Here is a 24508-nt window from a genome sequence, read left to right as displayed (position 1 = left end):
ATGAAATAAAATGACAATGGTCATGACTTCAGACAAGCTTAAAGCTGACTTTTTCATTGTTGTTTTTTGATCAGAAATTAGAGCTTTCTCTAAAGATTCATTAAACTTTTTGCAGAAATCATCCAAGATACAAAATAATTCGGTAATATAGTCCATGAAAAAGCCTTGCTCTGAAATGTTTTGTCTTCGTAACCAAGATATTACAGATGCTAAGGCTTTTTTTTATTTATTTTTTATGTCGAACTCAGGTTAGAGTTAACAATAATTGATCCTCTAAACACAAAGAATGCGGCCTTCCAGATTTTTTCTTGGCAAGTTCAGCGTGTTGTAACACCGATACCATTTTTAAGAATAATGGACGAGGAACTCCAACGAGTCGTTTAAATTCCCCATCATTAAATCGAGTTAAATTTTCATATTTCATGGGGCTAGTATAAACAATTTTTTACTTTCGCAAGAGATCTAATATATTGATAAAATGAATCTAGAGGAATGTTCGAGAGAAATACTACAAAATTAAAATAAGAGGAAATTCGGGAAAAATTATAATTATATTTTGAAAAAGAAATTGAAGTACTCCGAAGATGCCGCTGCATGTGTCGTTACCCTGAACCCGATGAGTTCAAGGAGGATGCGACGTATACTTGCTGGGTTTCCCATACGGAGATGGGCATACACTCTAAATATACAGAACACACCCATAAGTGTTAGTATCGGCAGGGGAATAGACCCGCTGGCGAACACCTCAGAGTTAAGTTAATTATAAACAATAATCCCGGTGTGGCAACTCTATGCTGTTCATGAACTGTAAACAGTTCGGTCGAATGTCCGAAGTTTAAACAGAATTCGAGATTATTCAGTCAGTTCTTCAACTTCTTCTAAAATAGTTTGTAACAAACGCTCGCAATGCGCATATTGTTGCAGTGATCTGTTCATATTCAAAACCTCCTGCATCAGCTCAAGTGCCACCATAATAATCAGCTTACTCGGTTCCATGCGTGGCGCTTTACGGCGAAATTCATCATATTTGTCATTTAATAATTGTGCTGCGCGTTCTAATTCTTCCTGCTTGTCAGGAGTAGAGGCCAAACGGAAACTATGCCCCAATACTCTGAGATCAATTGCAATTTGTTCACTCATGATGAGGCTTCCTCAGTCGCTTCAGTCGGATGGGCCAGTTGTTGAATTTCCTGTGCGTGATGATCCTGCGCAGTACCGAGAATCGCCAAACGTTGAATAATCGCTTCAACCTTGGCTTTGGCATTTTCATTTTTCTGGGTTAAACGTTCAGATTCCTGAGTCAGACGCTGAATTTCCTGCTGGGCATGACGCTGTTCAAGGATCATCTTTTCCTTAACTACACGAAGCTCATTTCGTTCAGCCAGAATTTCCTGAAAACGATTTTTCAGATCGGTACAGCTTTTTTCTAGACGACCATAACGATCTGCCAGTGCAGTTGCATCATTATTGAGCAGTTGAAATTGGGCACGAGAATCCGTCAATTGTTCTGTCAGATTTTCATTTTCTTGTTGTTTTTGCGCAATCACGCTGTTTTTTTGTTCAATTTGCTGTTGATGTTGAATCATTGAAGAGTCTTGCTCTTCGCGCAAACTGGAATTTTCACTTTCAAGCCGTGCAAGTCGCGTTTTTAACACGCCGATCTGCACTTGTAGACGCTGTAATTCTTCTAACATATCGAGGTCGCACAGTGTTGCAAACAAAGGTAATATATAAGCAGTATAAAGATTGGATAAACGAATGCAAGACGATATTTCAGGTTGGACCGAATGGCACCGCAATTTTTCTTCAATTGAGGAAATTTCTAGCCCTAGCGAACTACATGGTTTGCTCACGGGCATTGTGTGTGTCACCCAGGCGCCAAGCAGTGAAGAGTGGTTACAGATTTTAGAAACACTGGATGTACCTGAACTGGATGCCGAAGCATTAGAGTTATTAACGGGCGAAGCTGAAGATGTGTTCCATGCATTGTCTGAAGATGAGCTGGATTATTTACCTTTGCTGCCTGATGATGAGCATGTGCTTTCAGAACGCGTACAGGCTCTGGCAGACTGGTGTGCCGGCGTGGTCTTAGGTTTCGGACTGGCTTCAGGACATATCCGTCAGGATGAAGTTGAACTGATTGAACATTTACAAGATGTAGCCGCAGTTGAATTTGAAGACTCGGACGATGATGCTGAAGGTGAAGAAAGCTATCAGGAATTGTACGAATTTGTGCGCCTGATTCCTGTCAGCCTGTCTTTAGGGCGTAAAAAGGTAGAAGTTGAAGAAACACCACTCTTACAGCAATTTAGTCAAAAAAATCAGCCTAAAGCCGCTGCTACAGAAGCACAAAGTGTGGTCGAGATTTTCTCGCCTAAACGTCCAAGCTGATGAAATGCTGAGGTGAACCATCACCTGCTTGAAATCAGGCATATATTTTGCTGTTTTTTATAGTGAAATCTATAGTCTGATTTCAAGACTATATTCTAAATACAAGTATCGATCGATAAGAAGTAAGGTGTAATGAAGAAATTGACACAGGCAGTTTTTGAGGAACGTCGCGCAATCCTCGCAGGGGAAATCGGTTTACGCAGTATCGCCATTATCGCGACCAGTCCGGTAGCCATGCGTAACCGTGATGCAGATTATAAATACCGCGCAGACAGTAGTTTCTTCTATTTAACCGGATTCGCGGAACCTGAAGCTGTGGCTGTGATTGAAACCTTTGACACTGAAGAAGAAGGCTATAGCTACAGTTTGTTCTGTCGGGAACGTAACCGGGAAATGGAAATCTGGAACGGCTACCGCGCGGGTATTGACGGGGCTATTCAGGATTATGATGCAGATGAAGCCTATGCGATTGATCTGCTGGATGAAGAAATTCTGGAAAAGTTACAAAATAAAGATCAGTTATTTTATCGCATTGGACAGTATGCAGAATTTGATGCGCGTGTCGCCAAATGGATTGCAACTGCAAGTGGTGAAAGCCGTCGTGGTACTTCTGCACCTGCGCAAGTAATTCAGCTGGACCGTATTGTCGATGAAATGCGTCTGCATAAAGATGCAAATGAAATTGAACTGATGCAGATTGCTTCGGATATTTCTGCTGATGCGCATACTCAGGCGATGCTAGCAGTACGTCCAGGCATGATGGAATATGCGCTGGAAGCCGAGCTGAATTATATCTTTGGCAAAAATGGCGGTGTTCCAGCCTATAATAGTATTGTCGGTGGCGGTGAGAATGCCTGCATCCTGCATTATGTAGAAAATGATAAAGAACTGAAAGATGGCGATTTGGTCCTGATTGATGCTGCGGCTGAATATCAGTTCTATGCTTCAGACATTACCCGTACCTTTCCGGTGAATGGTAAATTCAGCCCGGAACAGAAAGCCTTATATAACGTAGTGCTGGATGCTCAAATCGCTGCGATCAATGCTGTGCAAATTGGTAACTCGTATAAAAAACCGCACAATGTTGCGGTGCGCATCCTGGTGCAGGGTTTGCTCGATCTTGGCTTGATGCAGGGTAATATCGACGAGATTATAGAAAAAGAAGCTTTCCGTCAGTTCTACATGCATGGTACGGGACATTGGCTCGGTATGGATGTACATGATGTCGGTGCTTATAAGGTGGACGGTGAATGGCGATCGTATGAAGAGGGTATGGTCGTGACCGTTGAGCCAGGTCTTTACATCGCGCCTGATGATGAAACAGTGGATGCCAAATGGCGTGGAATTGGCATCCGGATTGAAGATGATGTGGTGGCCACTGCAAAGGGTCCGCTGGTTTTAACTGCAAAAGTCGTCAAAACGGTGGAAGAGATTGAAGCATTGATGGCGAAAGCGCGCGCTGCTTAATTTGAGAAAAAATACAGAAAGCCGGTCGCGAGATCGGCTTTTTTTATGACATTTCTATGCCATTTTAAACAAGAATTCCTAGCTATTTTGCATCTATCAAAAAGTAATTTAGCTTACGTTTATATCGAACAAGTCAAATAAAACTAACCTAAGTAAAATTTACAGCTTAAAAATTGACAGGAAGTCAACACAGAAAATCCGTTTTTAGCATCAAAGCTACATATTAAATGCGCTGAGATTCTCATACTTTCTCTGATCCTTAAATAAACTTAAATAAGAGTAGGAGAACACTTATGAGATTAAATACGATTGACTGGATTGCTTATGCTTTAACAATCATTGGTGGCATCAATTGGGGTTTAATTGGTGCATTCGATTTTAATTTGGTCGCTGCGATCTTTGGTGATATGAGCGCCTTATCTCGAATTATTTATGTATTGGTTGGTTTGTCGGCATTGTACCTGATTTATACAGGAACGAAGTTGGGTAAAACAGTACACCATACAGATCATCATACTAATATTGTACGTTAAGCTAATCCTCCTGCGCGAGTTTCTTGCAAGATAGGATTCATGTCTTCGAGTAGCTTGTCGAGAGGATAGAAATAGTGTGGAAGATAAAGAAACCTCGGTAGATTTCCGGGGTTTTTTATATAGGTGTTTATACATTATTAATAGAATCATCCTCAGATCTACAACAATGCCTAGTTAAAGATTAATGATCACTATCATACAAATAAGATTAGGTTGCACAGGGTGGGATAAATTTTTTCTGAAAAATATCTGTGAGCTAAAAAATCGAGTTATATTTATATAACTCTCTCAAAATAAGAAAATAATAGTGATTGTAAATGGGACTCCTGCTACTGAAAGTGAATATCAGCTCATTTATAAATGGCTTGATTCACAATTTTATCATTCAGGATTTACCAGCATCAGTATGTATTAAAAATTGTGCGAAGCGAGCAGATCGAGTTATACCAATTTGACTAAGTTTGCGATTGAATCGTATAAGTGCCAAATGAAATTACAATATTTCGTTTTTTAAGGCCGAGTGGCTTTGTTGCACAAAGCTATTCTTGAGGGCTTCTTCAGCAATATAATTTCCAGATGAAGAAGCCTGCACCTAAAATCTACCGTACAACCAATTGGTCCTCGTATAACCAAGCTTTAATCAAGCGAGGAAATATTTCAATCTGGTTTGATCCTAAGACCCAATGGTATGCACAACCACAAGGCAAGCACGGACGAAATCAAACTTATTCCGATACAGCGATTCAATGCTGTTTAATGATCAAATCTCTATTCCGTCTTTCTTTACGTATGGTCACTGGCTTTGCTCAAAGCCTGATTAAACTCTGTGGCTTGAATTGGACAGCACCAGATTACTCCACCCTCTGTAGACGACAAAAGCATATTGATATTGCGATAAGCTATCAGAAAAGTCGTGATGGGTTACACCTACTCGTCGACTCTACGGGTTTAAAATTTTTAGGTGAAGGTGAATGGAAGCGTAAGAAACATCAGCCTGAATACCGTCGGCAATGGCGTAAACTGCATATTGGTATAGATGCTGAAACACTGCAAATACGTGCCGTTCAGCTTACGACAAATAATGTCAGTGATTCACAAGTACTAGGTGATTTACTGGATCAAATCCCACCAAATGAGCGAATAGATTCTGTCTATACCGATGGGGCGTACGACACGAAGTGCTGCAGACAAGTGATTTCAGATCGTCAAGCACATGCAGTAATTCCACCCAGGAAGAATGCCAAGCCCTGGAAAGATTCTAAAATCAGTTCAATAGAACGAAATGAGTTACTTCAAACGGTTAAGCATTTAGGCAGAACCCTATGGAAAAAATGGTCGGGCTATCACCGTCGCAGTTTGGTGGAAACCAAGATGAATTGCATCAAATTATTAGGAGATAAGCTGACGGCAAGACATTTTCAAAGTCAGGTCAATGAAGTTCATGCGCGTGTGGCGGTTCTGAATAGATTTACGGAATTAGGTAGACCTCACACCCAAGTTGTCACTTAAATTTGAATGGATTAGGGAAAACTCAGCTTTTGAATGTTTATGCAACAAAGCCGTAGTGATGCATTTCAGCCTCTGTCTGGTCTGTCAGATAGCAGGACATTGAGGTCAAAACAAGCTACAACAACAGCATGCATCACAATGTCAAAATCTCGAGTCATGATGTAATATAAAATCCATCATGATTATAAGTATCTATCTGCATAGATACGACATTGAAAGGATTACAGCATGCAACAAGAAGTCATCATTGTCGGTGGTGGGATGGTGGGCTTAAGCCTCGCATTAATGTTGGCGAAAACCAATATTGCAGTCAAACTTTTGGAAGCCATCAAATATCCAGATTATGATGATAAAAATCTTGCGCCATATCATTCCAGTTTTGATGCACGTAACAGTGCCTTGTCACGCCGTAGCGTACAAATCTATCAGGAGCTTGGACTTTGGAATGCCTTGCAAGAACATGCTACCCCAATTCTGGAAGTGAATATTACCGAACAGGGCAGTTTTGGTAAGGCGCGATTGAAAGCCGAGCAGGAAAAAGTCGAAAGCTTTGGTCAGGTCATTGAAAATGCCTGGCTTGGTCGTGTACTGCTGACCCAAGTGAAAAAAGAGCCATTGATTGAACTGATTGATGGTGTTCAGGTGACATCCCTTATCCAAGATACAGACTTTGCTTATATCGAAGCTCAGCGTGGTGAATCGTCACTAAAATTACAGTCCAAACTGGTTATCGCAGCCGATGGCCGTGATTCTTTCTGTCGTAAGGCCTTGGGTATTGGTGCGTCAGAACACGATTATGACCAAGTTGCAATTGTGACCACAGTGCAAACTTCGAAGCAACATGGTCATGTTGGTTTTGAGCGTTTCAGCCATCTGGGCCCTTTGGCCCTTTTGCCTTTACCGGGTGAGTATCGTCGTTCCGTGGTCTGGCCTGTGAAAAAAGGTACTGAAGGAGAATGGTTGGGGGATGAAAATGACCAGCATTTTCTGGATGCCTTGCAGGAAACGTATGGCGATCGTGCCGGAAAATTCCAGAAAACCGGAAAACGGTTCAGTTTTCCATTGTCTCAAGTGTTAGCCGAAAAGCAGGCTGTTGGTCGTGTCGTGTTGATGGGCAATGCAGCACATACGATTCATCCGGTCGCTGGTCAGGGTTTTAACCTGTGTATGCGTGATGCGCATGTGTTGGTACGTTACCTGAAAGAGCAGCAAGCACAAGGCGAAGACTTGGGCGATGCTGCAATATTACAAGACTATGAGAAATCCCGTCTCAGTGACCAGCAGCGTGTGATTAAGTTCTGTGATTCAGTGGTGCGTGGCTTTAGTAACCAGAATCCATTTTTAAAGCTGATGCGTAATACGGGTTTAATCGCTTTTGATACGATTCCAGGCATCAAGCCACTCGTTGCAAATTATGCCATGGGGTTAAAAACATGAGCTTAAATCAAACTAACGAAATATTAGATGTCGTCATTATTGGCGGTGGGTTGGTAGGTGGACTTACAGCGCTTCTGTTAGCTCAAGGTGGCGTACAGCCTACAGTTCTGGATGCAGCACCAATTCTGGATGCAGATAAAACCTTGAGTGTGGCGAATCCGCGTGTGCTGGCTTTAAGTCAAGCAACCATTCACCTGTTAAAAACGGTGGGTGTCTGGGAAAACCTGGCACGGCAGCAACCTTATACTGGTATGCAGGTGTGGAATAAAAATGGCTATGGTGGAATTAATTTTGGCCAGCCTTCAGAAAAAACACCTTCAGTAGAACACGCCTTGGGTTCAATGGTGGAGCCAAGCATTCTGAATCTGGCCATTCAGCAAAAGATGCTGGAAAATGTTCAAGATTATAGAACACAAGTCAAAGTCAGCCGTGTTGAACGTGGTGTCGGTGTGTGGATTATTCATCTGGCCGATGGTAGTCAGCTGAAAACCAAGCTGGTCATTGGCGCAGATGGTGCAAACTCCTTTGTACGTGAGCAAGCTTTCATCGATATTGATGTACTGGACTATAAACAGGCAGGCATCAGTTGTGCGATTAAAACTGCACAGCCTCATCAGCATATGGCGCGTCAGATTTTTCTCGAAACCGGCCCTTTGGCTTTTTTACCCATGGCCAGCCTTAATCCGGAAGAGCAGGGACGTTGGCAATCGATTGTCTGGACTTTGCCAGAGGATTATGCCGAAGAATATGCAGCGTTGTCAGATGCTGAATTTACTCAACTCTTGACTCGTGAAAGCCAGCATATGCTGGGTGAAGTCTTAGAGGCGACACCACGTGCCACTTTCCCCTTAAAAGCCCGTGCTGCCCAACAATATATTCAAGACGGTTTAGCCTTGATTGGAGATGCCGCACATGTGATTCATCCGCTGGCAGGTCAAGGGGTGAATATTGGCTGTCTGGATGCTGCGGTACTTTGTGATGTTTTGTTGCATGATCAGGCGCGTGGCGTATGGGCACATGAGCAGACCCTGAAACGCTATGAGCATCGCCGTAAGGGCCAGAATGATGCCATGATGCACAGCATGTCTGCGATTGGCTGGATGGAAACGACTTCATTTTTCCCGATGGTTTGGGCACGCAATTTCGGCCTGAAACAGGTAGAAAATCAACCCATGTTGAAAGATGCATTTATGGCGCAGGCCAACGGTCTGAGTTTACTTAAAGACACACGCTACGCAGCTTAAGACAGAATGTAAATTTTTTAAACAAACACCAATAAAGAGTAACGATTTTGTTTAAAAAAGATACGATTTTTTGATGTTTGGTACTAGGCGAAGCCCAAAGAGATTGCTAAATTTCACTTAATTCGACACCTGGCTTGGAATACCAAGCAAGCGCCATTTTTGGGGAGATGCAAATGACAGACATGAATGATTATGATGACGACGTTGAAGATTCAATCGTTGACGATGATGAAGCAAAAGCAGCTGAAAAAGGCGCAGCAGATAGCACAGAGGTCGTGAATGATACCGATCTTGCAGAAGCTGAAACCTTGACCGTCACTGCAAAGTTAAAGAAACGTCAGGCGCTTGAAGACGAAATTGCGGCTTTCCTTGCCAATGGTGGTCGTATTGTTGAAGTCCCGGCAGATGAATCAGTAGCCAAAGAATAAGTTATCGATTAACTTGCCTCTTATAAAAAACACCACATCAATTGTGGTGTTTTTTTTGCAAATCAAAACGAGATAGAAATATCTACAGCAATTAATCGTTTGCCGAAGTCAATTCTAAAGCACGTTGATAAGCGATTTTCTTTTTGATTCCGGTCAGATCTGCTGCCAGTTGTGATGCTGCTTTAACGGATAGATCCTGCAATAAGCGGTTCAATAATTTATCCAGCTTTTCCTGATCCAGATCTTTTTCTTCGGTAGCACCGCCAATCACCAGAACAATTTCGCCTTTTTGCTGATTGTGATCATTGCTAATGAATTCGACCAGCTCACCCAAGGTCATTTTTTTGATGGTTTCAAAAGTCTTGGTAATTTCCCGTGCAAAACCGACAGGACGATCTGCACCAAACACGCTTGCCATATCTTTAACGCAATCCAGAATTCGATGTGGGGCTTCATAGAAAATCAAGGTCTGTGTTTCATCTTTCAGTTTTTCCAGATTCAGCAGACGCTGACTTTGTCTAGATGGCAGAAAACCCTCAAAACTGAAACGGTCACTTGGCAGGCCCACTGCACTTAAGGCCGCAATTGCAGCACAAGCACCGGGTACAGGAATCACACGGATATTATGCGCTTGAGCCGCCCGGACAAATTTAAAGCCAGGGTCACTAATCAGGGGAGTGCCGGCATCACTGATCAGGGCCATATCTTCGCCATCGAGCAGACGCTGGATCAGCTGGTCAATCTTGTTGCTCTCATTATGTTCATGACAGGCAGTCAAAGGTGTTTGAATATTAAAGTGTTTGAGCAACTGTGCGGAAGTTCGTGTATCCTCAGCAGCAATAAGACTCACCGACTTCAATACTTGAATTGCACGATAACTAATATCATCTAAGTGCCCGATTGGAGTCGCAACAACAAATAACTGAGCACTCATAGGTTTCTCCATGTGGAATAAATTGAATAATAAGAAATGGAAGATTAAAAATAAAATATTGGGCTTGTGTTTAGTCAGCTACATCAGCAGTGTACAAGCAGAAGTGCTGATCATTCTACCCGAATCCGGGCCTTTGGCGCGAGCTGCATCGAGTATCAAACAGGGATTTCTCAGTGCCTATGCGACTTCCGGGCAGAAAGTCCCATTAAAATGGGTCAATTCTAATCAGAAAAATATCTCCCAGCTACTGAAACAGCATGTCAATAAAAAGACCAAAATGGTGGTGGGTCCATTGGCACGTAGCGATGTGGAACAACTACTCAAGAGCAAACCTAAAGTACGTACCCTCAGCCTGAATGATGTAGCAGGATCATCCCCCCAAGTCTGGCAATTCAGCCTGTCCAAAAAAGAAGATGCCGCTGCCTTAAAAACCCTCTTGTTGAAAGACGGGATTCAACAGCTGCTGATTTTACGTCAGCCGGGCAGTGAAGCCGAGCATGAATTGTTGCTGATGTCCTTGCTCAGCCAGAGTGATCTGAATTTTAAAATCGTGAACAAGGCGCCAATTTTTTTAATGCCCAAGCAGGGACTTTTATTCCTTGGTAATGCCGAGGGGCTGGCTGCCATTCCAGAATTAAGCCGTAAAAGGATGTATACCGTGGCCAATGCAATCAGCGAACAGCATATACCGCCACAAGGGATCAAGTTCTGTGATGTGCCAGTGCTTTATCTGGCGGACTGGCCGGATGTGCTACAGGCCTATGCCAAAGAACCGGTCAATCTGTCCTATCAGCGGCTGATTGCCTTCGGGGGGGATGCCTGGCAAATTACCCAGCAATATTTATCCCAACCGCGTTTGCAGCATATTGAATTTCAGGGTAGAACTGGCCGGATTGAAATCACGGACCACAGTATTCAGCGTAGTCCACAGTGTTTTCAATATAGCGGCACAGGCGTCAAGCTACTGTGAGAGATGGGTGAATGATGCGACAGCAATTAGGTGCATGGGCAGAGCAGCAAGCGGCTCAGGTCATGCAGCAACAGGGCTTTCAGCTGCTGGCAAGCAATTATCACAGTCGTTATGGCGAGCTGGATCTGATTCTGGTGCGAGAGCTGGAGCTGGTCTTTGTTGAGGTCAAAGCCCGTGCATTAACACGATATGCCCAAGCGATCGAATCTGTTTCCAGAGCGAAACAGGCCAAGATGCTCAAGACCGCGATGTGTTTTATCCAAAAAAATCCACAATTTGCACACTATTACTATCGTTTTGATGTGATTTGTTTTGATTTTAAACAGCAATTTGCAAAAACCATACAGCATGACTTTTCGCAATACCCTTATGATCTGCAGTGGATTGAAAATGCTTTTACTTTTGATCAAGAGTTTATTAACCTTTGAACAAAATAAGGTCTAAAGATGCTTATATTTGCTTCCAGATCATTGTAAAGTTCAAGCAGAATTGACATGATCTGAGCATGAAACAGATGATTAGATTGAAAAAGACGTAATAAAATGAAGGAGTCTTGCTGAGTGGTTAAGCGTATTGCAATAACAATGCTGTGTGTCGCAAGTTTATCTGGTTGTGCCAGTTTTATTTCCAGCGGCACCGGTACGGCTCCTGTAGGAACAGAAAGTGGGGCGCGTACTTTGGGGCAGGTATTTATTGATTCCTCGATTGTCCGTACTGCAAAAATTAATCTTTATAAACTGGATTCGCGCTTCAAACAGGCCCGGGTCAATATTGAAAGTTTTCATGGCAATGTCTTGCTGACCGGTCAGGTGCCGGATGCACACTTAAAACAATTGGCTGAAGACAACGTCAAATCAATGAGTGATGTTAAGGCCGTGCATAATTTTATCACTGTGGGTAATCAGATCAGTTATAGCACCATCATGCAGGATACCGCGGTGACTGCAAATACCCGTGGCCTGATCATGAAAGCCACAGTCGTTTCGGACAGTAAAGTCCATGTGCATACGGAAGATGGCGTCCTGTATGTGATGGGGCGTTTAAATAGTGCCGAGATTGCAGACCTGAATCAGGTTTTACAACAGGTCGGCAATGTCACTAAAATCGTGACCTTGATCGATAATATTGAACAGTCTGCAAATCTGAACAATCAGAATTTTGCTGCACCAGCGTATGCACAGCCAGCTATTGAACAGACACCAGTAGCTATTGATCCTGATACGGTTGAACCGACCAATGAATCATAAGGTCGGCCAGTTTAAAACCCAACTGTCACATCGTATTCTTCAGTTGCAGCAACAGTATCAAGATTTCAGATTATACGATTTTGGCAGTTATGCGCTGAATCGTTTAACTCCGAAACAGGGCTATACTGTTGAAACCCAATTGGCTTATGGGCTGAAATCCCGGCAACGCTTTGACCTGTTCCGCAGTCAGCAGCCTTTGCTACATCGCCCACTCATTGTTTTTGTGCATGGCGGCGCCTGGTTGCATGGCGATAAAAAGGATTACCAGTTTATTGGCGAGTCCTTTGCTAGAGAAGGCTATGATGTGGTGGTGATGAATTACCATCTGGCGCCACAGCATATTTTCCCGACCTATATTCATGATCTGCATTTGTTGCTAAATCATTTGCAGCAATCGGCTGAGCAGTTGCAGATCTGTGCTGAAAATCTGGTCTTGATGGGACATTCTGCCGGCGCATTCAATGTGATGTCTGCCTTGTATCATCCGCAATCTGCCACTATCGATCATAGTCAAATCCGAGCGATTATTGGTCTGGCAGGACCTTATCATTTTGATTATAAAAATGATCCGATCTGTGCAGGTGCGTTTGATCAGGCGGTGCCTTATCAGCAGGTGATGCCTTATTATTTTGTTAGAAATAGCTCAACCCGGCATTATCTGTTTATTGCCGAAAAAGACAAGATTGTCGGGCATTTCAATAGTCAGGATTTGGACCGCGTACTGAAAGAGAAGGGTAATCATAGCCATTTGATTCACATTCCAAAACTTGGCCATATTACGATCGTGGGTTCGCTCTCCAGTTTGTTTAGCCGTTTTTTCCAGACCAAGACACAGGTGCTTTGGGCGCTCGAGGATGCATTTAAATCCTGAGACTGATATTTGGTTTAACCAAGCAATAGATAAAAAAGAATCCAGGGGAGATCATCCACTGGATTCTTTTTTAAGCCGTTGAGCTAAATCTTTCAAATACAGATTTACAGCCAGGTCTTGGTGTCGTCTGCGACTGGCATACCTTGAGTCACATGCATGATCATGGCATGTGCAATACTGCCTTTAAACGGAATTTTAGGCAGCTGATCGAATTTAAAGAATTGCGCATCGCTAATTTCTTCTTCCTGCAGCTGTAGCTCACCACCAGCATATTCTGCCTTGAAGGCAATCATCAGGTTACTTGGGAAAGGCCAGGGCTGGCTGGCCAGATACTGGATATTTTTGAGATGCAGACCGACTTCTTCCAGCGTTTCACGACGTACTGCATCTTCTAGGGTTTCACCCACTTCAACGAAACCGGCAATCAGGCCATACATCTGACTTTTGGTATTGCGCGCGTTTTTGGCCAGTAAAATCTCGTCTTTGCCTCGGGTAATGACGGTAATAACGCAAGGCTGTACCCGTGGATATTGCCGGTAGTTGCAGGATGGGCAGACCATGGCATATTCAACAGCATGCGCTTCAGTCGCTGTACCGCAATGACTACAGAACTTATGGTTACGACGCCATTCTAAAAGTTGTACTGCGCGGCTGGCCTGTTCGAATTGCTGGGTATTCCAGAACTGTAACAGCTGACGGATGGGAACTAGTTGCAAGCCTGCAGGAATCGGCTCATCGGGAAGAAGATCACGGGCAATCACCTGATCACCCGTGTGGAGTAGCAAATCACTTGCTAAGGCTTCAACCCGTGGAAGTTGAAAGTGTTGATCGACCAGCAGTTGCTGTTGTTGAAAAATATAAGCAAGTGATAATTTGGACATTAGGCAACTATTTTGAGTTTCTCACTACTGTCCAATGCTACCTGAAACATCGCCTGTAATACAGGCTGTTTGTTCTTTAAGTTATCAATCATCATGTCGGCACTGGCCAGGGTGTCTAAAGCACGATGAATTTCTTCCGGACTTAATGCAATCGACAGATCAATACGGTTCTTGATGAATGCTGCAGTGGTGGTGAACGCAGTACGAACATGTTCTGCATTCAGGAACAGCATCGCGCCGCCAATCTCGCAAAACTGTACAGGAACAGGTTCGAGGGCAGTCAAGTCATGATCTTGCAGGTAATTGCTGAGAATCTGGCTAGAAAGCTCGATCAGGGCCTTGGTTTCTGTGAGTAAAGCAGCGTGTGCTTCATCCAGACGGTCCAGAGAAATATTCATGTTGTTGACGCGCAGCTGCAAGCGGCTCGAAGTGTGATGACGTTCCAGTACGCCAATCGAGTTCATGGCAGACAGAATGACATTCATCAACTGCTGGGCAAAGCTGGCATCCTGCATAATCTCGGGCTGGCTCAGTGAAGCAGCCTGACGGGTCAGGTCATGATAGGCTTCATTCAGGTTCAACACCTTGAAGATATTGGCCAAACTATTCAGTTGAGCCTGTAATTCCTGAGTCTTTTCAGGCGTCATATTCTGATAGTTGAACTCGATGTCATTACGAATCTGTGCCATTTCCGTGGTCACCAATTCGCTGATGGTATGCATGGTTTCAAAGTCTGGGCCATACAGATGGCGACTGAATACCTGTAATTGCATATCGGTCAGCAGGTCATCGCCCACATTGAGCTGGCTACGGATAGATTGCGCAGTTTCATCTTCCTGACTGATACACAGGCTGAGCACATTGGCCAGATCAGACAGCGAAGCCTTGAAACTGTCTGCCGAGCTAAAATACTGTGCCATGTTACGCTCAATGCTCACCAGTGTGCGTAGACGTGGCTCATTAATCAGCAGGTGATCAATATTGTTTAACGCGACATAGACCAGATTCCAGTACTGCTTGCTGTCATGTTGTTCTGCAAGTCCAGCCAGATAAGCCCCCACCAGTTTGATGGCTTGCAGATCCAGTTCACTTTCTTCCTGATTGATCAGCTTGTTGAGTGACAGCTTATACAGGCGATGTACATATTGGGATTTTTCCAGACTTGGTGCCTGTGGCAGTGCAAAATCAGGGGTGACGCAATCCAGTAGCGATTCTACATGCTGGCCTTCAGTCGTCAGCGGTTTACCCAAAGCCAGTTCCAGACGGTTCAGGGTATCCAGCAAAAACTGTGGAATTTTTACTTCACGTAGGCAGATAAATTCGATATAGCGTTTCAGCATGGTGGTGCCTTCACTCAAGGCAATCACTTCTTGAGTATTGATCTGCGCCGGATTCCCCATAATCTTGCGCATCAGTTCTGCTGAATATTGAGCGACTTTTGCCAGACTGGACATGTCGATGAGTGCCAGAACCTGGGCGCATTGTTCGAACTGATTTAATGCATCATCAATACCAAAAGGTAAAGTCTGGTCTTCTACCAAGGTGCTTACTGCTGATTCGACTAACTTGATCGAGTTATCAACCTCATTTTTTATTATCAGTAAAGCTGTTGGATCAAAATGTATAGAGGTTTGGTAAGACATGATCTGCACCTTTCCTGGAGTATTATCTATATATGAGCCCCGCTTAAAACTGCGGGGCCTCTTTGTATTTACTATAACTGAAGAACGATAGTTTTAAACCTAAAGTATCCCCGGAAATGTAGATTTTATTTCGCGAAAAGGCAAGCAGTTCCATGTTTTTCTTCGAATTGTTTGACCCAATTCTCATGTTCCTGTAATTCCTGTTCTGACGGAAGAATCACCGGCAATTCAATTTCAACTCTGGCCATTCCTGAGCGGCTGTTCTGGTCTTCAGACTGAGACAGGGCATCGATATCAAAAGACACCTGTCCACCGGTCATCGCCAGATAAACATCGGACAGGATTTCCGCATCGAGCAAGGCACCGTGGAAGGTACGGTCGCGTTGTGGAATCTCGTAACGGCGCACTAAGGCATCCAGCGAATTTTTCTGCCCGGGATGCTTGGACTTGGCCAGTGCCAAGGTATCGGTGACTTCACAAACCTCGGAGAGCGCTTTAAAACCTGCACGCTTGAATTCCATATCCAGGAAGTTCATATCGAAGGTCGCGTTATGCGCAATAATTTCCGCGCCGTGTAAATAGTCAAACAGCACTTGAGAAATTTCTTCAAACAGCGGTTTGTCTTGCAGGAATTCGTCGGTGATCCCGTGGACATTCACAGAATCGCCAACCGGTGTTTTTGGGTTGATATAAATATGAATCGAGCTGCCGGTCAGTTTGCGGTTGATCATTTCCAGCGCGCCGACTTCAATAATCCGGTCACCATCCTGATAATAAAAACCGGTAGTTTCAGTATCCAGAATCAGTTGTCGTGGGCCGTGTAGCTGTAACTTGGCCGGTGTAATGACAATTTGCGGATGTAGCTCAGTCAAGGCAGATGTGTCTGAAGATGAAGCATCTTCATTGCTGTCCGTTGCTAATACTTCAGTCTGTACAACTTCTTCAACAGTCACTTCGATGATTTCTTCCGGCAGATATTCCAGCTCTTCTTCGCTCTCGGCCAGATCCAGACCGAAAGGATCGTCTAGCAACCAGTCGGGTTCAGATTTTTTTTTATCTTCAGACATTGAAGGGCTTTGCTTGGATTTTTTCAGGGTTTCATCAGCGCCCAGATTGGCCAGCTGATCGGCCATTTCATTGCCCGGGTGCCCAGCATGGCCTTTGACCCAGTGCCATTCGATGTCACGTCCCTGACAGACTTCATCAAGTTTTTGCCATAGATCAGGATTTTTGACGTCTTTCCAGTTTTTCTTTTTCCAGCCATGAATCCATTCGGTAATGCCTTGTTTGACATACTTGGAATCGGTATAGATCACCAGTTTGTCTTGCTTGTCACAAAACAGAATCCCTTCAATGGCAGCCGTCAGCTCCATACGGTTGTTAGTAGTATGATCTTCACCGCTACAGATTTTGTGTTCTTGTTGGCCATTAACAATGTACGCACCCCAACCGCCTAAACCCGGGTTGCCGCGACAGGCGCCATCAACATAAAGTGTGATAGTGTGTGACATAGATTAAATCCGATCAAAATAGAACAAGCTGGAAGGCTTATTGTATAGCGCAAATGCAGTCGATCAATCTATATGTCCAGGATTTTTTAATTTCTTGTAACATTTAACGTGAAATCGCGGTAAATTATTGGCTTGAGTCTTCGACATGCTTCACTACAATGGCATATCTAAAAAATAAATTTATATACGAGTTGTTTGGATTTCTTTATGTATAAACCAACCGCAATTTTGTGGCAGCCGACATTACCTACATTTTTAAAATATTCTGTACTGGGAACTGCGCTTGCTTCTCTAGGACTGACGGGCTGTTCATCTACACAAAGTGCGACCCAAACAGCATCAAGCAAGCAGGTTGGATCACAATATCTGGATGCCAGCAGTCTGGATGGACTCGAAGATTTACTTTCTGCAACGGATATGCGTGCAGTCGAAGGTGACCGTTTACAGATTCTGAAACATGGTGATGTCTGGAAACGCATGACCGTGGGTTTCAAGATGGACTTAAGTGTCTGGAATCCGCGGATTGATGCTCAGCGTGGCTGGTTTATTTCACGTCAGCCTTATCTGGATCGCTTAAGTGCGCGTGCATCACGTTATTTATATTACACGGTAAAAGAAGCAGAACGCCGTGGTATGCCGACCGAGTTGGCGCTGTTACCGATTATCGAAAGTTCTTATGATCCGGCTGCGACCAGTAGTGCGGCGGCGGCAGGTTTATGGCAATTTATTCCAAGTACCGGCCGTATTTATGGTTTAAAGCAGACCTCATTATACGATGGTCGCCGTGATGTAGTGGAATCGACCCGTGCAGCCTATGAATTTTTAGGCAGTCTGTATAACCAGTTTGGTTCCTGGGAATTGGCGCTCGCTTCTTATAATGCCGGCCCAGGCCGTATCCAGCAGGCAATTAACCGTAACAAAGCCGCAGGTCTGCCCACCGATTATTGGTCCTTGAAACTGCCACAAGAAACCATGAGTTACGTGCCACGTTTCTTGGCGGTTGCACAAATTATTAAAAATCCCGGCAGCTATGGGGTGAGCTTGCCACCGATTGCCAACCGTCCGCATTTCCGTGAAGTGCCAGTGGGCGTTGCCAGTTTAAATGAAATTGCAGCCATCACTGGTCTAAGCCGTGCAGAACTGTATCAATTAAACCCGGGTCATCGTGGTGATCATATTGATCCTGCAAGTCCGCGCCGTATTCTGATTCCAGCTGACTTAAGTCCTTCAGTGGATGAGAAGCTGAAAAAATTATCCGGTTCAGGTGGTTTATGGGCGAGTAACACGAACAGCTTGCCGCGAAATACGACGACAGTGGTGCCCACCAGAGCTACACCGCCAGAATTAAATACGAAAACGATTACGCCTTCTAAACAGACTCCGCCAGCGGTTGTTAGTAATCAGCCTGCAACGACCGTTGCCAAAACGACGACTCCGGCTAAAGCTGCAAGTACGCCACCTGTCGTCACAGCGGCGGTAAGTACCGCGACAACGGCCAATACTGTAACGAAGACTACGAAAAAGATTTCGACGCCTAAAGGCTCATCTGCTTTGGCCAGTTTTGCGGCACAAAGTGATTTACCAATTCCAAGTGCGCCGCGTATTCCGGTAGCTGTGACGCCTGCGGCACCAGCGAAACAGATTCAGGTCGAACCACCGATTTCTGCAGCTGAGCGTCAGCAAGTTCAGCAGGCGGTCATCGCACAAGATATTCAGAAAACAGTGGATGAAATTCTGCAGCCTGTCGCCACACCGGCAGAACAGGCCCAGGTGGTTGAAGAACTAAAAGCATTGGCGCCGGCAGGCACAGAAATTGTTGATCCTTATGACGGCAAAATCAAGCTGACTGCCATTCAAACCAGCCTGTCTGTGGCTGAGCAGCAAGGCAAGGAACTCACCAAAGGCTTCTCTTATCCAAAAGAAGTTGCTGACAATACCACTGCGAACTCGGTTGAAGCCAAGCTAAATCAGGGCAAAAATTACGTCAAGACGGATTCTGAAGTGGTGGTGGTCGCTCCAAAAGGCAAACGCAGTACCTATAAGGTATTACCAGGTGATAATCTGGCAATGATTGCGGCCAAAAATGGCGTGAACTGGCGTGATGTAGCGAAATGGAACCAGATTGATCCAAATTCTCCGCTGTATGTGGGCACCACCATTTATCTGTATGATGCCAAACCGGTACAGGAAGCCAGCAAAGCCAAAGAAAAGCCGGAAACTTATGTCGTTCAGGCCAATGACTCTCTGACTAGCGTAGCGACCCAGTTTGGTTTTAGCGTGAAACAACTGGCTGATTTTAATGGACTGAATAGTAATAGCGGTCTGTTTGTTGGGCAAAAGCTGTCATTGAAAGATACAGGGCAGTCCAAAGCCAAAGTTGAAGACACGAAAAAAGCTGAAACTGTCAAGGTTCAGACCAAATCCTATACAGTGAAACGTGGTGAGTATCTGAAACTGATTGCCGATCGTTATGGGCTTTCAAATGCTGAACTGGCATCCTTGACTTCAGGTCTGACTGCCGGTAGCAGTCTGATGGTGGGACAGAAAATCAATGTACCACTTCAGGAAGTTGAAGGGCTAACGGCATCTAGCCAGAAAACTGAGCAGAAGTTTGAAAATGTCAAAGTCGATCAGACTACGACTGAAAACTATCAGGTCAAACGCGGTGAAACCCTGTATAGCATTGCCAGTCAAAGCAAGCTGAGTGTTTCTGAACTGGCTGCATTGAATGGGTTGTCTGCCAATAGTGGTTTACGTATAGGTCAGACCATCAAGATTCCAGCCGGCAGTCAGATCCCTGAAACCTATACGGTTCAAGCGGGTGATACGCTGACCGGCATTGCCGCAAAATACAATCTGTCAATGGACCAGGTGGCGAGCCTGAATGGCATGTCACGTAATGCCGGCTTGCGTGTGGGACAGCGCCTGAAACTCAGTGGTGAAGTTGCTGAACCGGTACGTGAAGTGGTTGCTGAAACTGCGACGAAGAATACAAAATCGGATTCGCATGTGGTGAAGTCAGGTGAAACCTTAAGTTCTATTGCACGTCAGTATCATTTACAACTGAAATATCTGGCAGATTTAAATGGCCTGAATACCAATAGTACGGTGCGTATTGGTCAGCGTTTAAAAATTGAGGGTGACTTTCCGGCAGATAAAAAAGTTGAAGGCGTGAAAGTGGCAGCTAAGCCTGTAGCTTCTAAGGCAACTGAATCCTATACGGTAAAATCCGGTGAATCCCTGAATGCAATTGCCAGCCGTTTAGGCATAAGCGTGACCGACCTGGCTCAGTTAAATAATCTGAGTCCACGCGCAGGATTGCGTGTCAGTCAAACCATTCAGATTCCAAAACTGGTGACGGATTATAAAGTCAAACGCGGTGATACCTTAATCGGTCTGGCTTCACGTTATGGCATGAACAGCAATGAACTGGCGGAAATGAATGATCTCAAACCAAATACACAATTGCGTATTGGTGATGTGATTAAAGTGCCGAATTAATGAATGGATCATGAGATTCGCGCATTTATTTAAAACTTTCAGGCTAATATGGCTAGCCCCGCTGCTCGTGAGTAGCAGTTGGGCAGCCCTGATCACCACCCCATATATCGCGCTATATAGCCAGCCGAAATATGCCCAGGCCAAATCCCTGCCTTATGCCAATCCGCAAGCACCGAAAGGCGGTACGCTGATTCTGGCAGCTGATGGCAGTTTCGATAATTTGAACAGCATGAGTGGCAAGGGCAATGTTACTGAAGGGGGCAACTATATTTTTGACAGTTTGCTGTCCAAGTCACTAGATGAGCCCGGTGTGTACTATCCCTTGCTGGCGGAAAAAGTCAGTTTTGACCCCAAAAAAACTGCATTTATTATTTTTCATTTAAATCCCAAAGCACGGTTCAGCAATGGCCAGCCGGTGACTGCGCAAGATGTCAAATACAGTTTTGAGTTGTTTCAGACCCAGTCCAATTTTGGCCTGCAGATGTATCTGGCTGATTTAAACTGGCTGGAAGTCCTGTCACCTTTACAGGTCAAAATGCATTTTAAATCCGGACATAATCCGGAAATGGCGATGATTGTTGCGCAAATGCCCATTTATTCTCAACAGGAATGGCAAAAACGTAATTTTAAAGAATTGACGTTGAAACCGATGCTGGGTTCAGGGCCTTATGTCATTGAACACATAGATGCTGGACGTAGTATTAGCTACAAACGCAATCCCCGATACTGGGGCAAAGACTTGATGGTCAACCGCGGGCGTTATAATTTTGACCGGATCAAGTATCGTTATTATCGTAGTCCTGAAATCAAGTTCGAAGCTTTCAAGTCGGGCCAATTTACCTTGCATGAGGAAAAACAGGTCAACCGCTGGGTGAAAGACTACCAGTTTCCCGCCGTTCGGCAAGGACAGGTACAGCGTTACCGCTTTCAGCATCACAACCCGATTCCGACCCAGAGTCTGATATTCAATACCCGCCGTCAGCCTTTTACCGATATCCGTTTCCGCCAAGCCTTGAGTTTTGCCTATGATTTTGAATGGCTGAATAAAGCCATGTTCTATGGTGAATATCAGCGCCTGAACAGTTTTTTTTCCAATAGCGAGCTGGCATCTTATGGGCGGCCAAGTGTTGAAGAACTGCACATTTTAAAACCCCATTTAAAGCAGCTTGATCCGGTTCAACGTCAGGCGGTGCTTCAGGACTGGAAATATCCTCAGTCAGATGCCTCCGGTTTTAACCGGAACAATCTGTTAAAAGCCCGTCAATTGCTATTAAAGGCAGGCTATCGTTATCAACAGGGGAAGTTGGTCAATGCTGCGGGTCAACCGGTACAGATTGAGTTCCTGTTGCATCAGGCGGAACAGCAGCGCGATCTGATGCCATATCTGCGTCATTTAAAACGCTTGGGCATTCAGGCCAGCATTCGTATGGTAGAAACCGCGCAATATTATGAACGGCTGCGGAATTATCAGTTTGATATGATTGTCGATACCATGCCGCAATCCCTGACACCGGGGCAGGAGCAGAAACAGTTCTGGGGCAGTCAGGCCGCCACGCAAGCAGGTAATTATAATTATGCCGGCATTCGAAATCCGGCCATTGATGGAGTCATTCAGCAGGTGACGCAGGCTCAAAACCGTGAACAGCTGGTGAATAGTACCCGAGCATTAGACCGTTTACTGCGTGCAGGCTATTATCATATTCTGACTTATGGTACAGACGAATACTGGTATGCTTACTGGAATATGTATCAGCAGCCGCAACGAAAACCTAAACTCTCCGCCGGGATTGATTACTGGTGGGTCGATGCGGCAAAGGCCAGACATGTGGCTGATTATTTCAAACAGCATTAAGCTCCAAGCCTATCAGGGAGTGCCATGAGCACTTATATTCTCAAACGTCTGTTGCTGATGATTCCAACCTTGCTGATCATTTTGCTGATCAATTTCATGGTGATCCAGCTGGCACCCGGTGGTCCGGTGGAGCAGGCGATTTATCAGGCGCAACAGGTTAATAGTTTGGCGCATACCGGATTGCAGTATCAGGGAAAGCAAGGCCTCACACCGGAGATGCTTGAGAAGATCAATATCCAGTACGGCTTTGACCAGCCGCTGCATATCCGCTTTTGGGAAATGGTAACGCGTTATGCGCAGTTTGATCTGGGGCAGAGTTTTTTCAAAGACAAGCCTGTGACTGAGCTCATCTGGGAGAAATTGCCCATATCGCTTTCTTTAGGTCTGTGGAGTACCTTGCTGATTTACCTGGTTTCCATTCCTTTAGGAATCAGAAAAGCCCGAAAACATGGCAGTCTATTTGATCAGACCACCTCTCTAATGTTAGCCGTAGGCTATGCCATTCCAGCCTTTATTTTTGCCATTTTACTCATCGTCTTTTTTGCTGGCGGGTCTTATCTGCAATGGTTTCCCTTGCAGGGAATTCGCTCTGAAAATTTTGCTGAACTCTCATTCTTTGCGAAAATTCAGGATTATTTCTGGCATATGGCCTTGCCGCTGTTGGCCATGGTGCTCGGCGGATTTGCCAGTTTGACCTATCTGGTCAAATTTTCCTTTGTTGAAGAGCTGAGCAAGCAATATGTCCTGGCTGCACGAGCAAAAGGTTTAACTGAATATGCAGTGCTATATCGGCATGTATTCCGGAATGCCATTTTAGTGCTCATCGCAGGTTTGCCCGAAGTTCTGATCGGGGTTTTTTTCGTGGGCAACCTGTTTATCGAGATTATTTTTAATCTGGATGGGTTAGGTGTTTTAGGGTTTGAGGCAATTATCCAGCGTGACTATCCGGTGATTTTTGGTACTTTGTTTATTTTCACCTTGCTCGGTCTGATACTGCGTTTACTCAGCGATTTGCTCTATCAACTGATTGATCCAAGAATTCATTTCAGTTCACGTCGAGGATCACAATAATGTCTTCCTTGATGCAAGTACGCTGGCAACGTTTTAAGCAGCATAAGCTGGGCTTTAGCTGCTTCATTATTTTCAGTGCTATTTTCATCATTTCCTTGGGTGCAGAACTGATTGCTAACGATAAACCCTTGCTGGTGAAATATGATCATGCTTTTTATCTGCCCATCCTGAAATCCTATCCGGAAACCACATTTGGCGGAGTATTTGAGACAGAAGCAGAATATAAAGATCCGGCTGTACAGCAACTGATTGCAGAAAAAGGCTGGGCGATCTGGCCCATCATTCCGTTTTCCTATCAAACGCCAAATTTTGAACTGGCTGAACCGGTGCCTTCGCCCCCGAGTGCGCAAAACTGGCTGGGAACAGATGACCAGGGCCGTGACGTTCTGGCACGGATTCTATATGGTTTAAGGATTTCATTACTGTTTGGTTTTGCTTTGACGCTATTGTCTGCGGCGTTGGGAATTTTAGCAGGGGCAATTCAGGGTTATTATGGTGGATGGATTGACCTGATCGGGCAACGCATACTCGAAGTCTGGAGCGGTTTGCCGATGCTGTTTATGGTGATGGTACTGGTCAGTCTGTTTAGTCCGAGTATTTACTGGCTATTTCTGATCATGCTGTTATTTGGCTGGACCACACTGGTGAGTATGGTGCGCGCTGAGTTTTTGCGCGCCAGAAATCTGGAATACGTCTGGGCAGCAAGAAGTATTGGGGCCGGGGATGGACGGATCATGTTCAAACATATTCTCCCCAATGTGATAGGTTCTAGCCTGTCACAGTTACCTTTTATGCTAACCGCCAATATTACTGCACTGACAGCGCTGGATTTTTTAGGGTATGGTCTGCCACCCGATTCGGCATCCCTCGGGGAACTCTTGCTTCAGGCCAAAAACAACTTAAATGCGCCGTGGCTGGCATTGTCGGGATTCTTTAGTTTGGCGATTGTACTGAGTTTGCTGATCTATATGGGAGAAGCGGTACGGGATGCTTTTGATCCAAGAAACTAAATCACAAA

The 24508-nt window shown here is 44.7% G+C and carries 21 protein-coding genes, 1 other RNA gene and 2 pseudogenes; 15 read left to right on the top strand and 9 right to left on the bottom strand.

From position 1 onward, the window contains the following. The 5 genes and pseudogenes from WFH18_RS04925 to WFH18_RS04905 all read right to left on the bottom strand — a co-directional run. Positions 1-156, bottom strand: a pseudogene (locus WFH18_RS04925) (IS982 family transposase); the annotation flags it as partial. A 94-nt stretch (positions 157-250) separates the two neighbouring features. After that, positions 251-424: pseudogene (locus WFH18_RS04920) on the bottom strand (IS5/IS1182 family transposase); the annotation flags it as partial. Between the two features lie 147 nt (positions 425-571). Next, positions 572-755: non-coding RNA, 6S RNA (gene ssrS / locus WFH18_RS04915), on the bottom strand. Positions 756-852: 97 nt separating this feature from the next. Then, on the bottom strand, positions 853-1140 hold the full coding sequence (locus tag WFH18_RS04910) for a cell division protein ZapA (RefSeq protein ID WP_004279505.1): 288 nt from the start codon (positions 1138-1140) through the stop codon (positions 853-855). After that, positions 1137-1694 (bottom strand): hypothetical protein, encoded by a 558-nt coding sequence (locus WFH18_RS04905; protein WP_121979764.1) that lies wholly within the window; start codon positions 1692-1694, stop codon positions 1137-1139. The genes WFH18_RS04910 and WFH18_RS04905 overlap by 4 nt, the downstream gene beginning before the upstream one ends. A 64-nt stretch (positions 1695-1758) precedes the next feature. On the opposite strand from WFH18_RS04905, the gene WFH18_RS04900 reads away from it, so the two are divergent. From WFH18_RS04900 to WFH18_RS04870, 7 genes are all read left to right on the top strand, one after another. Beyond that, positions 1759-2391 carry a UPF0149 family protein gene (locus WFH18_RS04900; protein WP_121979763.1) on the top strand — a complete coding sequence of 211 codons (633 nt, stop codon included), beginning with the start codon at positions 1759-1761 and terminating at the stop codon, positions 2389-2391. A 132-nt stretch (positions 2392-2523) separates the two neighbouring features. Continuing rightward, on the top strand, positions 2524-3858 hold the full coding sequence (pepP, locus tag WFH18_RS04895) for a Xaa-Pro aminopeptidase (protein ID WP_121979762.1): 1335 nt from the start codon (positions 2524-2526) through the stop codon (positions 3856-3858). A gap of 293 nt (positions 3859-4151) precedes the next feature. After that, a complete protein-coding gene (locus tag WFH18_RS04890) occupies positions 4152-4391 on the top strand; it encodes a DUF378 domain-containing protein (RefSeq protein WP_005107468.1) in 240 nt (79 codons plus the stop codon). Positions 4392-4967: 576 nt separating this feature from the next. Further along, positions 4968-5900: an IS5 family transposase gene (locus WFH18_RS04885; RefSeq protein ID WP_121979761.1), complete on the top strand. Its 933-nt coding sequence runs from the start codon at positions 4968-4970 to the stop codon at positions 5898-5900. Between the two features lie 228 nt (positions 5901-6128). Further along, positions 6129-7337: a 2-octaprenyl-6-methoxyphenyl hydroxylase gene (gene ubiH, locus WFH18_RS04880; protein ID WP_121979760.1), complete on the top strand. Its 1209-nt coding sequence runs from the start codon at positions 6129-6131 to the stop codon at positions 7335-7337. Continuing rightward, the gene (locus WFH18_RS04875; RefSeq protein WP_121979759.1) at positions 7334-8581 is read left to right on the top strand and encodes an FAD-dependent monooxygenase; all 1248 of its coding nucleotides are present in this window, start codon (positions 7334-7336) and stop codon (positions 8579-8581) included. Before ubiH ends, WFH18_RS04875 begins: the two co-directional genes overlap by 4 nt. 173 nt (positions 8582-8754) lie before the next feature. After that, complete coding sequence (locus WFH18_RS04870; protein WP_005246889.1) at positions 8755-9009, top strand: hypothetical protein; 255 nt, start codon at positions 8755-8757, stop codon at positions 9007-9009. A 91-nt stretch (positions 9010-9100) separates the two neighbouring features. Here the strand turns inward: WFH18_RS04870 and rsmI are convergent, their stop codons facing one another. After that, positions 9101-9943: a 16S rRNA (cytidine(1402)-2'-O)-methyltransferase gene (rsmI, locus tag WFH18_RS04865; RefSeq protein WP_121979758.1), complete on the bottom strand. Its 843-nt coding sequence runs from the start codon at positions 9941-9943 to the stop codon at positions 9101-9103. A 10-nt stretch (positions 9944-9953) separates the two neighbouring features. On the opposite strand from rsmI, the gene WFH18_RS04860 reads away from it, so the two are divergent. The 4 genes from WFH18_RS04860 to WFH18_RS04845 all read left to right on the top strand — a co-directional run bounded on the left by WFH18_RS04860 (position 9954) and on the right by WFH18_RS04845 (position 13031). Further along, on the top strand, positions 9954-10913 hold the full coding sequence (locus tag WFH18_RS04860) for a penicillin-binding protein activator (protein WP_121979757.1): 960 nt from the start codon (positions 9954-9956) through the stop codon (positions 10911-10913). Positions 10914-10924: 11 nt separating this feature from the next. Then, on the top strand, positions 10925-11341 hold the full coding sequence (locus tag WFH18_RS04855; protein WP_171521923.1) for a YraN family protein: 417 nt from the start codon (positions 10925-10927) through the stop codon (positions 11339-11341). Between the two features lie 132 nt (positions 11342-11473). Further along, positions 11474-12160, top strand: coding sequence for a BON domain-containing protein (locus WFH18_RS04850; RefSeq protein WP_121979756.1), 687 nt, complete (start codon positions 11474-11476; stop codon positions 12158-12160). Further along, positions 12150-13031, top strand: coding sequence for an alpha/beta hydrolase (locus WFH18_RS04845; RefSeq protein WP_121979755.1), 882 nt, complete (start codon positions 12150-12152; stop codon positions 13029-13031). The genes WFH18_RS04850 and WFH18_RS04845 overlap by 11 nt, the downstream gene beginning before the upstream one ends. A 104-nt stretch (positions 13032-13135) precedes the next feature. On the opposite strand, the gene nudC is transcribed toward WFH18_RS04845, so the two are convergent. From nudC to dnaQ, 3 genes are all read right to left on the bottom strand, one after another. Then, positions 13136-13912, bottom strand: a complete 777-nt coding sequence (gene nudC / locus WFH18_RS04840) for an NAD(+) diphosphatase (protein WP_121979754.1) — start codon at positions 13910-13912, stop codon at positions 13136-13138. After that, positions 13912-15555, bottom strand: a complete 1644-nt coding sequence (locus WFH18_RS04835) for a chemotaxis protein (protein WP_121979753.1) — start codon at positions 15553-15555, stop codon at positions 13912-13914. Before WFH18_RS04835 ends, nudC begins: the two co-directional genes overlap by 1 nt. A 125-nt stretch (positions 15556-15680) precedes the next feature. Then, on the bottom strand, positions 15681-17066 hold the full coding sequence (dnaQ, locus tag WFH18_RS04830) for a DNA polymerase III subunit epsilon (RefSeq protein WP_336754656.1): 1386 nt from the start codon (positions 17064-17066) through the stop codon (positions 15681-15683). Between the two features lie 207 nt (positions 17067-17273). On the opposite strand from dnaQ, the gene WFH18_RS04825 reads away from it, so the two are divergent. From WFH18_RS04825 to WFH18_RS04810, 4 genes are read left to right on the top strand one after another with little or no spacing between them, the layout of a single operon-like run. After that, positions 17274-20567, top strand: coding sequence for a LysM peptidoglycan-binding domain-containing protein (locus WFH18_RS04825; protein ID WP_121979751.1), 3294 nt, complete (start codon positions 17274-17276; stop codon positions 20565-20567). 10 nt (positions 20568-20577) lie between these two features. Continuing rightward, positions 20578-22419, top strand: a complete 1842-nt coding sequence (locus WFH18_RS04820) for an extracellular solute-binding protein (RefSeq protein ID WP_121979750.1) — start codon at positions 20578-20580, stop codon at positions 22417-22419. A 24-nt stretch (positions 22420-22443) separates the two neighbouring features. After that, on the top strand, positions 22444-23490 hold the full coding sequence (yejB, locus tag WFH18_RS04815) for a microcin C ABC transporter permease YejB (protein WP_121979749.1): 1047 nt from the start codon (positions 22444-22446) through the stop codon (positions 23488-23490). Then, positions 23490-24500, top strand: a complete 1011-nt coding sequence (locus WFH18_RS04810; protein WP_121979748.1) for an ABC transporter permease — start codon at positions 23490-23492, stop codon at positions 24498-24500. The genes yejB and WFH18_RS04810 overlap by 1 nt, the downstream gene beginning before the upstream one ends. Positions 24501-24508 lie beyond the last annotated feature (8 nt).

This window comes from Acinetobacter sp. USHLN143, from assembly GCF_037145695.1.
Lineage (GTDB): Bacteria > Pseudomonadota > Gammaproteobacteria > Pseudomonadales > Moraxellaceae > Acinetobacter > Acinetobacter fasciculus.
This window is presented reverse-complemented; position numbering and strand designations above follow the sequence as displayed.